This window comes from Psychroserpens citreus (genome assembly GCF_055686305.1).
The window spans coordinates 3,288,236-3,301,503 of the sequence record NZ_CM145999.1 but is presented as its reverse complement, the minus strand read 5'-3'; the positions used below and the strand labels follow the sequence as shown (position 1 = coordinate 3,301,503).

The following is a 13,268-nucleotide window of genomic DNA, read 5'->3' as shown; positions in this document are numbered from 1 at the left end:
ACTATTAAAAATAAATAATTTAACGTATAGTTAACTTATTGAATTATGCCATGATTTATTCAATATTTCGACTTATATTTACAATAAGTGATGTATTGTGCATCATAATAATTAATATGGATTAGTATAAAGAATGGCAAAGTCGCAACAGACATTTAATAAAAGTGAAAAAGAAAAAAAACGTCTAAAGAAGCGTGAAGAAAAACGCAAAAAAATGGAAGCACGTAAGCTCGAAAAGGAAGAGAATGGTGGTGCAGAAAGTATTCCATTTGCTTATGTAGATCAGTTTGGAAATTTAACAGATACGCCTCCAGATCCGGCTGATAAAATTAAAGTCAAAGCAAAAAACATTGTTCTTGGTGTTCCTAAAAAGGAAGATATTGAAGAAGAAGAGTATGACCCAATTAGAAAAGGGAAAGTTTCCTTTTTTGACCACTCTAAAGGTTTTGGTTTTATTATTGATACCGAAGATCAAGAGAAATACTTCTGTCATGTTAGTGGATTAATCGATGAGATTAACGAAAATGATAAAGTGCAATTTGAATTAGAAAAAGGGAACCGTGGCATGAATGCCGTTCGTGTAAAGCTAATTTAAAGATATAATTCTTATAGATAATAATGAAGCCAGAGTATTAACTCTGGTTTTATATTTTATAGAAGAAATTCAAGAGGTTCAACACATCCCATGTTCAATCCTTTTAGACTTATGTTTCCAATTCTAACTCTCACCAATCGCAATGTTGGATATCCAATTTTTGCTGTCATTTTACGCACTTGTCTAAACTTTCCTTCATTTATGGTTATTGAGATCCATGTGGTTTTACCATGGCGTTCATCACGTATTTTTTTAACACGCTCTGGAAATTGTGGATTTGTAAATAATTTTTGAACCTTACAAGGTTTGGTCGTATAAGTTTCACCTTTATGACTAATATCTACACCATTTTCCAATTGTTTCAGTTCGTCTTGAGTTGGTTCTCCATCAATTTGAACATAATATTCTTTTTCGATTTTAGAACTTGTAATCTCATAACTTACTTTACCATCAGTTGTTAATAGAAGTAAACCTTCAGAGTCTTTGTCTAATCGACCAATAGCCATAGTTCCTTCAGGAAAATCATATAAAGCACCTAAAAACTTCTTATTGCGTTCATGTTGTGCGTTAGTTTGAAATTGACTCAAATAACCATAGGGTTTAAATAATCTAAAATGGAAGTGTGTCATTAGATATGGTCCTTTAAAATGGCATAAACCAATTCTTTAGAAAGCGTTTTACCATTTGCCTTAGACCGAATTGTATCGAAGGAAATCTTAAAATCACACCCTGTTTTGTAATCACTACAACCGTAGGCTGATTTACCTTTTATAATAAATCCGTTTAGACATTTCGGACATTTAACATCATTTGATGTTTTTACTTCGGAAACTTTATGGTTTTCTTTTTTTGCTTCAAGGATTAATTTAAATTGCCCATTAAAACGTAATTTACCTTCTGATATTCCTTGATCAGAATTAAAGCCTTTCAGGTTTACAGTTGAACCTTTTTGTAAGATTCTAATGCACTGTTTTTCTGAAATTTTTTTGCCATAAACTTTAAATGGCATTACAAAATCACAGCCAGATTTAAATTGGCTACAGCCGAAGGCAGATTTACCTTTGAGGAGTCTTCCCTTTTTGCATTTTGGGCAAAATTCTTCAGTAATTCCTGCTTTTTTGCTCACTTTTGTTTCCGCTTTACGCTGTTCAATGACAATGGTTTGCGAAATGTTTGCACGCGCTGTTTCACTTCTTACTTCATAAACCAAATCGTCCACCATTTTTTTCATATTCTTGATAAAACGACCTGGGCTAAATTCACCTTTTTCAATATCCTTGAGTTGTTTTTCCCAGAGACCTGTAAGTTCAGCAGATTTTAGTAACTCATTTTGAATGATGTCAATAAGGGCTATTCCAGTTACTGTTGGCAAAATTTGCTTTTTGTTTCGCTTTATATATTGTCTTTTAAATAAAGTTTCAATAATATTTGCACGCGTAGATGGTCTGCCAATACCATTCTCTTTCATCAAATCACGCAGTTCATCATCATCAACCTGCTTACCTGCGGTTTCCATAGCACGAAGAAGAGAGGCTTCTGTAAATTGATTAGGTGGTTTGGTTTGTTTTTCTAAAAATGACGGCTCATGAGGTCCTTTTTCACCTTCTTTAAAACTTGGCAAAATATCTTTCCCTTGATTATTAGAAGAAGTTACAGTTTTACCAAATTTAAAAACGACTTTCCAACCATCGCTTAAAATTTCTTTTCCAGTAGTTCTAAAATTGACATCATCAGCTTTACCTATGACTGTAGTATTAGACACGTCACAATCTGGATAAAAGACTGCAATAAATCGTTTTACAATAATGTCATAAACCTGTTGCTGATTGTGTTGTAAGTTAATTTGTATTCCTGTTGGAATTATAGCGTGATGATCGGTTACTTTTTTGTCATTAAAGACTTTTGTAGACTTTTTTATTTTTTTACCTAGAAGCGGTTGAGTGAGCTCAGAATAATTAGTCAATTTCTGAAGAATCCCTGAAACTTTTGGATAAATATCTGTGGGTAAAAAAGTGGTGTCTACTCTTGGGTAAGTCACTACTTTCTGTTCGTAAAGTTTTTGAACTATTTTCAAGGTATCATCAGCAGAAAATCCAAATTTTGTATTGCAATAGACTTGTAATCCAGTTAAATCAAAAAGTTTTGGTGCATATTCTTTGCCTTTCTTTTTTGAAATCGATACAATTTCGAAATCATGCTCTTTAACTTTATTGGCTAGGACTTCACCATCATTCATATTGAGAAATCGGCCTTCTTCGTAAACAAATAGTGTGTCACGGTATAAAGTTTGCAATTCCCAATAGGGCTGAGGGTTGAAATTTTCAATGGCTTTAAACCGATTTACTACCATGGCCAAAGTTGGTGTTTGAACACGTCCAACAGATAACACTTGTTTATAACCACCATGCTTTACGGTGTATAAACGGGTCGCATTCATACCTAAAAGCCAATCGCCTATAGCACGTGAAAATCCAGCATAGTATAAGTTGTCATAGGTTTTTGCATCCTTAAGGTTGTTAAAACCTTCTTTAATTGCTTCTGCAGTTAAAGATGAAATCCAAAGACGTTGAACTTTTCCTTTATAATTAGCTTGATCTAATACCCAACGCTGAATAAGTTCTCCTTCTTGGCCTGCATCACCACAGTTTATCACAACATCAGCTTGGTCAAAGAGCGACTTTACAATGTGAAACTGTTTTTCAATTCCTGAATTACTAACCACTTTAGTTTTAAATTTTTCAGGAAGCATTGGTAAATTGTTTAAATCCCAGCTTTTCCAATACGACTTATAGTCGTTAGGTTCCATGAGAGTACACAGATGACCAAAGGTATATGTCACGGCATAACCATTACCTTCATAATAGCCATCACGCTTAGTATTGGCACCAAGTACTTGTGCAATTTCTCTAGCAACACTAGGCTTTTCGGCAATACATACCTTCATGTTAGAATCTGAAAATTAAAATTTAAACAGATATGCAAAATAGGAAAATGCTACTGTATTTTGAAACAGATTTATACAGAGTTATTAACCATTTAGCACTATTTACTGTAATAAAAAATTTCACCGAGTTTAGTAAATAACCTGATATTAGAAAACGTACTTTTAAGTTGTCTTATATAACGTTGGCTCATATTTGGAGGTATATGAGTCGCAATTATATGCTTTGGTGCAATGCGATTATTGATTTTTTGATACGCATCATTATCCAGTAACATCCAATAGGGTAGAATGGCAATATCTATTGATTTATCCTTAAAGCTTAACGTATTGAAAGGTTTTTCAGTTTCTCTCCAATCAGTATCTCCTACATGCAAAATTTTATAATTTGATATATCAACTAAGAAAGCTAAATTTTCTGTGCTAGCATGACGTACAGAATTTGCATGATCACATCTAATCGCTGTTACTGAAATGTCATGTTCTTTAAAAAAGTACGGTTGATTGTCATATGGAATTTTATAAAACCTATCCGCAATACTATCTGTTATAATGTTATCTGTAAGTTGAGAAGACCCTAAAACAAAACCTTGAGGATTTTTTTCTAAAAATTGTCGTTCATTGGCGCCACTAAAGTGATCACCATGAAGATGTGTAACTAAGCAAAATTCTATTTCAGTAAACGATTTAAATGTTCCATTAATTAAATTGTTTACCATTTCTTGTGTTGGATGCACATATTCCTTTTTATAGAATTGATGTAATCCATCAATAATTACTGTTTTATCCATGTGCTCAATACAAATTCCCATATTGCCAACATAGGCAATTTTAAGCTGTACTGTTTTTAAGGAATCTGAAATGTTATGATATTCAACAGTTTCAGAATTAAAGGACTTTTCGTTGGATGTTTTTGATTGACATGCAAATAGGAGTAGAGTTATGGCTATTACAAAAAGAAGATTGTTAATTAGTCTGTGATAATACATAACACTAAGATAATATAAAACCTCTTTAATCTAGAACAAATTAATTCGCTAAACTTTTAGAATAATATTCAAAACTATTTACAATTAACTCATTGTCTACTAAGCAATTTATTTTTGGAGTACCAATAGATTCTAATAATACGAAGTTAATATTACCATGTTCATTTTTCTTGTCATATTTCAATAATTCAATAATTGCATCATAATCTGATGGTTCAATTGAAATAGGAGCATATAAATGGTTAAATGCATTAGTAATAGTCTCTAAATCTTCTTTAGGAAAATCTAATTCCACTACAGATAAGTAACATTCTAATATCATTCCTATAATAATAGCTTCACCATGTAACAACTCTTCCTTTTCAGGATGGCTTAAAAAGTAAGATTCTATGGCATGACCTAAGGTATGTCCAAAATTTAAATGTTTACGTTCTCCTTGCTCTGTTGGATCATTAGTAACTACTATTTTTTTTATTTCTACCGATTCATAAATTAAACCATCTAGATCTTGTAATGAAAGTTTTGACAAATCTGTTAATCTATTAAAATAGTCTCTGTCTCTAATGAGACCATGTTTTAACATTTCTGCTAAGCCCGATTTCATCTGATTTTGAGGCAAAGTTTCTAAATAAGATGTGTCAATAAGCACCATGTCACCAGAACTAATCACACCTATTTGATTTTTTATAGCTCCAAGATCTACACCAGTTTTACCACCAACAGATGCATCAACCATCGCTAATAATGATGTCGGGATATTGATGTACTTAATACCGCGTTTAAAAGTACATGCCACAAATCCTCCTAAGTCGGTTACAACTCCACCACCAAGATTGAGCATTAAGCTTTTACGGTCTGCACCTAATTCTGATAAAGCATTCCAAACACCAACACAAGTATCTATAGTTTTATAGACTTCTCCTGCTTCAATCTCAATGATTTCAATGGTGATTTTAGTGGTCAAATGTGACATAAACCTTGGTAAACAATGCTCATGCGTGTTTGAATCTACTAGAATAAAAATCTTTGAAAAACTATGATTATCTATATAACGATTAAGCTCCACATAGGCATTGTCGTTAAAATGAATTTTGTACGTATTGGTTTCTATTGAATTCATATGTGCTAAGAAAGTGGAAAATTAGCGACTTTTAGTAACATAATACCTATCGAATAATTATTTTTGTATAATATTTATTTTAAATGGCTACAAATTCACTTTTTGACAATACGGAAGTTGCTTTTGCTCTAAAAAATGATTCAGAATTAGAACGCGCATACTTTCTTTTTAAAATGATTTCTCATGAACCTTTGGTTCGAATAGGTACAGCAGCTACAAATTTCGCATTAAAAGCTAAGCTACCTGTAGAAGGTTTAATACGTTCTACAGTTTTTGATCACTTTTGCGGAGGTGTTAACGAAGAAGATTGTTTACCAGTTATTGATAAAATGTTTACCAAAGGCGTGAGTTCGGTTTTAGATTATTCAGTAGAAGGTAAGGAAGAAGAGGCAACTTTTGATGAAGCTAGAGACAAGATTTTAAAAATTATACAATTTGCTGATGAAAAGGAAGCCATGCCTATAGTTGTATTTAAACCTACAGGGTTTGGGCGATTTTATTTATATCAAAAAAAAGGTGAAGGAACAGCATTTACTTCTGAAGAGCAGGCAGAATGGAATCGTATTGTCGACCGTTTTGATGTTGTATGTAAGTTAGCAAAAGAAAAGGATGTTGAAGTGCTTATTGATGGAGAAGAGAGTTGGATGCAAGATGCTGCCGATGATCTTTGTGAAGATATGATGCGAAAGTATAATATTGAAAAACCAATAGTTTACAATACATTACAAACATACCGTTGGGACAGATTCGATTATTTAAAGGGTATACTTGAGCGTGCTCAAAATGGTAACTTTAAAGTAGGATTTAAAATTGTTCGTGGTGCTTATATGGAAAAAGAACGTAAACGAGCAGAGGAAAAAGGTTACCAATCTCCAATTTGTGAAACAAAACAGGCTACAGATAACAATTTTAATACCTGCATGCGTTTTATTTTAAATCATTTGGATACCATTTCGTTATTTATAGGAACACATAATGAAGAGAGTTGTTATATCGCAATGGACTTGATGAAAGATTTGGGCATTGATAAAAAAGATAATGATGTTTGGTTTGGACAACTTTATGGAATGAGTGATCATATAAGTTTTAATTTAGCAGCTCAAGGTTATAATGTAGCTAAATATGTACCATTTGGACCAGTAAAAGATGTGATGCCGTATCTCATTAGACGTGCCGAGGAGAATACATCAGTAGCAGGTCAAACGAGTAGAGAACTTAATCTACTTAAACAAGAAAAAAAACGACGCAAGTTATAAAGTATAAAAAAAATCGCAAGCTTAAACTTGCGATTTTTTTATGTCTATTTTCTTCTAAACCATTTCTTTTTACGTTGTGGATTATTTCCATAGCCATAGCCGTAACCTTTTTTCTTAACAGTTCCGTTTAGAAGTGTTGTCATATTTGGCAAACGCTTTTCTTCATACATCGTTTGTGCAATATGTAATTGGCGTTTATCTATATTATTTGCACTAACAACATAAATAAAAAGGTCTGCATGCTGACTTATAAGTAAAGTATCTGTTACTAAACCTACGGCTGAAGAATCAACAATAATATAATCATAATGTTTTTTGGCTTCATCAAAGAGATACGCTACGCGATCACTCATTAATAATTCTGCCGGATTAGGAGGAATGGTTCCAGATGGTATTACATCTAAAAACGAATTGTCTTTTACTTTTACTGTTATATCCTCAATGCTTAAGGTTTTATCTGAAATAAAATCTGTAAGCCCTTTATCTGCTTTTATTTGTAGATAGTCATTTACTCTTGGAACTCTAATATCGGTTTCAATAAGTAATACCTTTTTTTCCGAAAAAGAAAATGAGCTTGCTAGGTTGGTCGTTGTATGTGATTTTCCTTCTTGAGCCGTTGTTGAGGTTACAAAAATGGTTTTACAATGATGATCAGAACTCTGCAACATGAAATTGATATTCGTTCTAATTATTCTGAAGGCTTCCGCTTTAGGCGAATAATCTACCTTTTTTACTACCTTATGTTTCGTATTAGACTTTGGAATGTCTCCAATAAAAGGTGCCTTTATCAATCGTCTCACATCGTCCTTTGTATGGACCTTAGTATCCATAAGGTCTTTAGCATAGGTATATGAAACAGGAACAATAAGACCAAGAAGTAATGCTGCTAAATAAATGATTTTTTTCTTTGGTGCTACTGGTTCATTATCAGTATAAGCATAGTCAATAATCTTGGCATTGGCTGTAGACATTCCTAAAGTAATAGCAGTCTCTTCACGTTTTTCTAATAAGTATAAATATAAAGACTCTTTAATATCTTGTTGACGTTTTATATCTCTAAACTGACGTTCTTTTCCAGGGGCTGAGTAAATCTGGCCTCGAATTCTGGAATCTTCTCGATTGAGATTTCTTAGTGTAATCTCATTAGCAGATTTTATGTTACTTAAACTTTGATTAAGGTTGTTTTTTAAGGCATTAATTTGATCATTAAGTTTAATAACGGTTGGATTCTTATCACTTGAATTTTTAAGAATGCGATCACGTTGTAATACCAAGTCATTATGACTTTTAGTAATCTGGGCAACGTCGCTGTCAGCGATTCCAATATCTGCGGGCAATAAATCGGTTTCAACACTTGTGTCATTGAGTCGTTCGGTCATAAATTCAACCAATTGTAGTTGATTGCTTGTTTGATTAATTTTTGCATCGGTTTGACGTTCACTCTCTAAAAATATGTTAGATTGAGCAGATAATGCGGTTAAGCGATTGTCTTTTTGGAGTTTTTCTGCAGTAAAATCTACTTGCTCTAATTCGTTAGACACTACATTTAAACGGTTGGTAATGAATTCAGAGGTAGTTTGAACAATCTTTTCCTTGTCCTTAATAACATCTACATTATATTTTTCTATGACCTTGTCAAGAATCATTCGCGCTTTTTCCTTGATACTTTCTTGAAGGGATAATTTGATGACATTTGATTGGTCAGCCGTGCTTATTTTAATTTGCGATAAATAGGAACCAACAACATCTTGTAAAGGTTTGATGCGAATTTCAAGATTAGAGCCAACTTCAGAGCCATAAGCACCAATATTTGGGGTAAGGATAAAATCTCCAAAAGATTCGCTAACACGCTCTCCAAAACTATGAGTAGTTGTTTGTGGATTGCCAAACTCTAAAAATTTATTCGTATTAACTTTAGATAATTCAAATTGTTGAGGAGAAATGATTTTTATAAATAAGGATTTTTTAATGTTCTCAACCGTTGAGTCATTCACAAAAAAGCTAATATTTACTGGAGGATTAGAATAGGTTTCTATTTGTTTCACCTTTCCATTGACAAAATATTTGATGTTAAGTTTTAGGTCTCTAACAACTTCAGTTATAATAGCACGAGATTTTATCACTTCAATTTCATCAGTAACATTAGGTAAATCTGAAGATAATATCCCATTTTGTAATGATGATATTTCTGCTAAACTTCTTGAGTTTTCATCTTCTTTTAGTTTGATAGTCGCATTTGCCTGATATAAAAATGTACTATAACGAACTTTAACAAAAGCTAAGGCCAAAGCAATTAAAAGACATACTAGTATGAGCTTCCATTTGGATAGGTACAATTCAACGATGTCTCTAATTGAATTTTCATTTGTAAGCGTATTGTTAGACATAATATAAAGTATCTTTTATTATTTATCGAAACGCAAAAATGGCGACAATCGTTGCTAAGGTTGATACCGCCGAAATTAATACTCCCGTATTTGGGTTATACGATGATGATCTAATACGTGAGTTATTTGGTTCGACATATATTACATCATTTTGAGATAAATAATATACTGGAGAATTAACAACATTGATTGAAGTTAAATCATACTTAGCATATTTCTTCTGACCATCAATTTCTCGAATTAAAAAGATGTTATTTCGTTTCCCATATATGGTTAAATCTCCTGCCAAACCTAAGGCTTCAGTTAATGAGATGCGTTCATCTTGAATGGTGTAGGCTCCAGGTCTGTTGACCTCACCTAGTACTGTAATTGTAAAATTTATAAGTCTAATATTTACAATAAACTCCTTAACATATTCACCAATTCTTTCTTTCAACATCTTTGTAGCTTCAACTCTAGTTAAACCACCAATTTTTATAGTTCCAAGAACAGGGAATTCTATGTTTCCATCAGGATCAATAAGGTAGGTTTGTCTAAGGATATTGGTTTGTGTGTTTACACCACCAGAGGTGTCATAAGCTGCAACTGGGAGGTTAAACGCTGAAACAGATTCGGCTACTTCAGCAGATACATCTATGGTTAAGATATCATTTGGCTTATATCTAATTTCAAATTTATTATCTAATTGACTCAGACTTTCATTTGTAATTGGTTCATCTTGAAAGTAAACGATTTCTTTTCTTGAACCACAAGATGTTATTAATATTATAACAAACACTAATAGTACTTTAGGCAAATTATTGAGAAGTTTACGCATAATGTTTTAATTGGTTAAGTTTATTTTTTTGAATCTAAAACTTCGTATTTCGAATTATTAGAAAGGTATTCTGGTACGATATCTTTAATTAATGATACAATTTCTAGGTTTTGAGACTTAGAGTTAATTGCACATAAATTTGATATTTTTTCACTTATAATATTACTATCTACAGTTTTCGTTTTAGCAATCATAATTTTCTCATGGTAAGTTGGTCTAGTATTTTCACCATCAGCTAATAATTCTTCATAAATTTTTTCACCAGGGCGTAATCCAGTAATTTTGATATCAATGTCTTCAGGGTATCTTAAACCAGAAAGAATAATCATGTTCTTGGCTAAGTCATGAATTTTTACAGATTCACCCATATCGAATACGAAAATTTCTCCACCATTACCCATAGTCGCTGCCTCTAAAACGAGTTGACATGCTTCAGAAATTGTCATAAAATAACGTGTAATTTCTTTGTGGGTAACAGTAAGTGGCCCACCATTATCAATTTGTTTTTTGAATAGAGGAATTACAGAACCATTTGAACCTAGTACGTTTCCAAATCGAGTAGTTATGAATTTAGTTTGACCTTTTCCTTGCAAGCAGTTTACATAAAGTTCAGCAATGCGTTTTGTTGCACCCATAACATTTGTTGGATTTACAGCTTTATCGGTAGAAATCAATACAAATTTATTAACACCATGTTTTACTGACAAACTAGCAACATGTCTGGTGCCTCCAATATTAACACTTACAGCTTCGTAAGGGTTATTTTCCATTAGTGGAACGTGTTTATATGCTGCTGCATGAAAAACAATTTTTGGCTTATGAATTTGGAATAACTTTTCCATGCGCCTGTAATCTCTTACATCGGCAACAATAGCAATGAAATTTAGAATTCCATTTTGAACAAATTCTTGTTGTAACTCATACAGTGGAGATTCGGCTGTATCAACAAGGATTAATTTTTTATAACGATAGTTTGTCGCTTTTCTTGCTATTTCACTACCAATTGAGCCTGCAGCTCCAGTAATAAGGATAATTTGATTTTCATACTCATCAACTAAGGCCGGATTAATAATTGAAATAGGATCACGCCCTAAGAGGTCTTCAATATTTACTTCTTTTATCTGTCCAACACTTAAATCACCATCAATCCAATTTTGAACTGGAGGTACAATTTTTACTTTTAGACCTAATTCAAATAGCAATCCTGAAATCTGAAGTAAACGAGAAGATTCAATATTTTGAACAGAAATAATAACCTCTTCAACTTCATATTTATCGATAAATTTTGAGGTAATCTTATCTAAGTTATATACTTTTAAAGTGTTTATTTTTTTTCCTACCTTACTATCATTATCATCAATAAAACCTATAACATGGTGGCTGTTTTTTGGATCATTCGTAATAGCATCATAAGTAATCATACCTGAACTGCCTGCTCCAAAAATTAACACGCGCTTTTGGGTATTAAAGTCTTGCATTAACTTATTGTACATTGATTTAATGAACAATTTAAAACCAACAAGAAATAGAATATTTAATAATAAGTGGATATAAATGATTGATCCAGAAATATTGAAAATGCTTTCATAATTAAGACGTCGACTAAAAAATGTAGAGACGATTAAAATTGTGGCTAAGATATTAACTCCTATGATAATATTCACAACATCTTTAAATCCAGTAAACCTTACAACACCTTTATACGAGCCAACTAGAATAAAGCTAATTAATGCAGCCAAAAATACAAACGGAATTTGCTTGAACATGACTACTATATCAAAATCTAATCTAAAATTATATCTGATAATATATGCCGCTACAAAAGTAAATGCTACGATCATTAAATCGAAAAGCATTACCATCCATTTGGAGGCATATCTGTGCGAAATATTTTGTAGTAATTGTTTAATCATGCCCTAAAATACGTTTTTATTGCTGATGTAACTCTATTTAATTCGTTTTCAGTCAAGTTAGAACCACTAGGCAAACATAAGCCTTTTTCAAATAATTCATCTGAAACACCATTTAGATAGCGCGGCATATCTTTGAATATGGGTTGTTGATGCATCGGTTTCCATAAAGGTCGGGTTTCAATATTTTTCTTCTCTAAAGCGATTCTAATCCCTTCTCTAATGTTTTCGGAAGGGGTTAAGACACAAGATAACCATCGATTAGAAAAATAGCCTTCCGGTTCATTGACAAATGTAAGCTCTTCAATACCTTTAAAACTTTCTTTATAAACCTCATAGTTGTGTCGTCTTGCGGTTACACGATCGTCTAATACTTCCATTTGACCTCTTCCAATTCCTGCTAAAACATTAGACATTCTATAATTATATCCAATAGAAGCATGGAGATACTCCACCGCTTTTTCTCTTGCTTGGGTTGCTAAGAATACAGCTTTATCTCTTAGTTCTGGGTCTTTTGTTATGATGGCACCTCCACCTGATGTAGTGATAATTTTGTTACCATTAAATGATAATACAGAAATGTCACCGAACGTACCACATTTTACGGATTGGTATGTGCTTCCCAATGCTTCTGCACTGTCCTCAAGTACAGGAATATCATATGCTTTTGCAATGGCATGAATTTCATTGACTTTATATGGCATTCCGTATAAATGTACAGCAATAATAGCTTTAGGTTTTTTTCCCTTACTTATGCGATCTTTGATTGCAATTTCTAATTGCTCAGGACAAATGTTCCAAGTTTCTTTCTCACTATCTATAAAAATAGGTGTAGCACCTTGGTAAGTGATAGGGTTAGCTGATGCTGAAAATGTTTTACTTTGGCAAATTACTTCATCACCTTGACCAACATTTAATAAAATAAGACCTAAATGAATCGCTGCTGTCCCAGAACTAAGCACAGCTACATGACTATCTTGCTTGAGATAGTTTCTTATATCACTTTCAAAACCATTTACATGTGGACCTAAAGGAGCGATCCAATTTGTTTTGAAAGCATCATTTATATAAGATTGCTCTGTTCCACCCATATGTGGAGATGACAACCAAATTTTTGATTCCATAATCAATCTGTTAAGTAAGTTTATTACTATACAATAGTATTGTCTAGTGAGGGATTTGGGCTTAAACAATTAAATTATTGTATGTAAATATTGCTATTTATACCTATTCGTTCAAATTATTACGACAAA

General features: G+C 32.5%; 10 protein-coding genes. 2 read left to right on the top strand and 8 right to left on the bottom strand.

The genetic code is table 11. The features are described from left to right. Positions 1-133 precede the first annotated feature (133 nt). Complete coding sequence (locus tag ACTU6T_RS14720; RefSeq protein ID WP_460218957.1) at positions 134-595, top strand: cold-shock protein; 462 nt, start codon at positions 134-136, stop codon at positions 593-595. Between the two features lie 56 nt (positions 596-651). Here the strand turns inward: ACTU6T_RS14720 and ACTU6T_RS14715 are convergent, their stop codons facing one another. From ACTU6T_RS14715 to aroB, 4 genes are all read right to left on the bottom strand, one after another. Continuing rightward, complete coding sequence (locus ACTU6T_RS14715) at positions 652-1,224, bottom strand: pseudouridine synthase (RefSeq protein ID WP_460218956.1); 573 nt, start codon at positions 1,222-1,224, stop codon at positions 652-654. Further along, a complete protein-coding gene (locus ACTU6T_RS14710; RefSeq protein ID WP_460218955.1) occupies positions 1,224-3,539 on the bottom strand; it encodes a type IA DNA topoisomerase in 2,316 nt (771 codons plus the stop codon). The genes ACTU6T_RS14715 and ACTU6T_RS14710 overlap by 1 nt, the downstream gene beginning before the upstream one ends. 98 nt (positions 3,540-3,637) lie before the next feature. Next, on the bottom strand, positions 3,638-4,525 hold the full coding sequence (locus ACTU6T_RS14705) for an MBL fold metallo-hydrolase (protein ID WP_460218954.1): 888 nt from the start codon (positions 4,523-4,525) through the stop codon (positions 3,638-3,640). 40 nt (positions 4,526-4,565) lie between these two features. After that, complete coding sequence (gene aroB / locus ACTU6T_RS14700) at positions 4,566-5,645, bottom strand: 3-dehydroquinate synthase (RefSeq protein ID WP_460218953.1); 1,080 nt, start codon at positions 5,643-5,645, stop codon at positions 4,566-4,568. Positions 5,646-5,728: 83 nt separating this feature from the next. Between aroB and ACTU6T_RS14695 the strand changes: the two genes are divergently transcribed. Then, entirely contained in the window at positions 5,729-6,901 is a 1,173-nt protein-coding gene (locus ACTU6T_RS14695) for a proline dehydrogenase family protein (protein ID WP_460218952.1), read from the top strand. 44 nt (positions 6,902-6,945) lie between these two features. Here the strand turns inward: ACTU6T_RS14695 and ACTU6T_RS14690 are convergent, their stop codons facing one another. Genes ACTU6T_RS14690 through ACTU6T_RS14675 form a run of 4 tightly spaced genes read right to left on the bottom strand, consistent with a single transcriptional unit; the run spans position 6,946 to position 13,139 of the window. After that, positions 6,946-9,288: a GumC family protein gene (locus ACTU6T_RS14690; RefSeq protein ID WP_460218951.1), complete on the bottom strand. Its 2,343-nt coding sequence runs from the start codon at positions 9,286-9,288 to the stop codon at positions 6,946-6,948. Between the two features lie 22 nt (positions 9,289-9,310). After that, positions 9,311-10,105 carry a polysaccharide biosynthesis/export family protein gene (locus ACTU6T_RS14685; RefSeq protein WP_460218950.1) on the bottom strand — a complete coding sequence of 265 codons (795 nt, stop codon included), beginning with the start codon at positions 10,103-10,105 and terminating at the stop codon, positions 9,311-9,313. 20 nt (positions 10,106-10,125) lie between these two features. Further along, positions 10,126-12,018 (bottom strand): polysaccharide biosynthesis protein, encoded by a 1,893-nt coding sequence (locus ACTU6T_RS14680; RefSeq protein ID WP_460218949.1) that lies wholly within the window; start codon positions 12,016-12,018, stop codon positions 10,126-10,128. Further along, complete coding sequence (locus ACTU6T_RS14675; RefSeq protein ID WP_460218948.1) at positions 12,015-13,139, bottom strand: DegT/DnrJ/EryC1/StrS family aminotransferase; 1,125 nt, start codon at positions 13,137-13,139, stop codon at positions 12,015-12,017. Before ACTU6T_RS14675 ends, ACTU6T_RS14680 begins: the two co-directional genes overlap by 4 nt. Positions 13,140-13,268: the final 129 nt, after the last annotated feature.

Excerpts from the sequence above, each read along its gene's own strand:
- aroB (WP_460218953.1), bottom strand. The coding sequence starts at position 5,645 with ATGAATTCAATAGAAACCAATACGTACAAAATTCATTTTAACGACAAT.
- ACTU6T_RS14720 (WP_460218957.1), top strand. The coding sequence starts at position 134 with ATGGCAAAGTCGCAACAGACATTTAATAAAAGTGAAAAAGAAAAAAAA.
- ACTU6T_RS14680 (WP_460218949.1), bottom strand. The coding sequence starts at position 12,018 with ATGATTAAACAATTACTACAAAATATTTCGCACAGATATGCCTCCAAA.
- ACTU6T_RS14690 (WP_460218951.1), bottom strand. The coding sequence starts at position 9,288 with ATGTCTAACAATACGCTTACAAATGAAAATTCAATTAGAGACATCGTT.
- ACTU6T_RS14685 (WP_460218950.1), bottom strand. The coding sequence starts at position 10,105 with ATGCGTAAACTTCTCAATAATTTGCCTAAAGTACTATTAGTGTTTGTT.
- ACTU6T_RS14705 (WP_460218954.1), bottom strand. The coding sequence starts at position 4,525 with ATGTATTATCACAGACTAATTAACAATCTTCTTTTTGTAATAGCCATA.
- ACTU6T_RS14675 (WP_460218948.1), bottom strand. The coding sequence starts at position 13,139 with ATGGAATCAAAAATTTGGTTGTCATCTCCACATATGGGTGGAACAGAG.
- ACTU6T_RS14710 (WP_460218955.1), bottom strand. The coding sequence starts at position 3,539 with ATGAAGGTATGTATTGCCGAAAAGCCTAGTGTTGCTAGAGAAATTGCA.
- ACTU6T_RS14695 (WP_460218952.1), top strand. The coding sequence starts at position 5,729 with ATGGCTACAAATTCACTTTTTGACAATACGGAAGTTGCTTTTGCTCTA.
- ACTU6T_RS14715 (WP_460218956.1), bottom strand. The coding sequence starts at position 1,224 with ATGACACACTTCCATTTTAGATTATTTAAACCCTATGGTTATTTGAGT.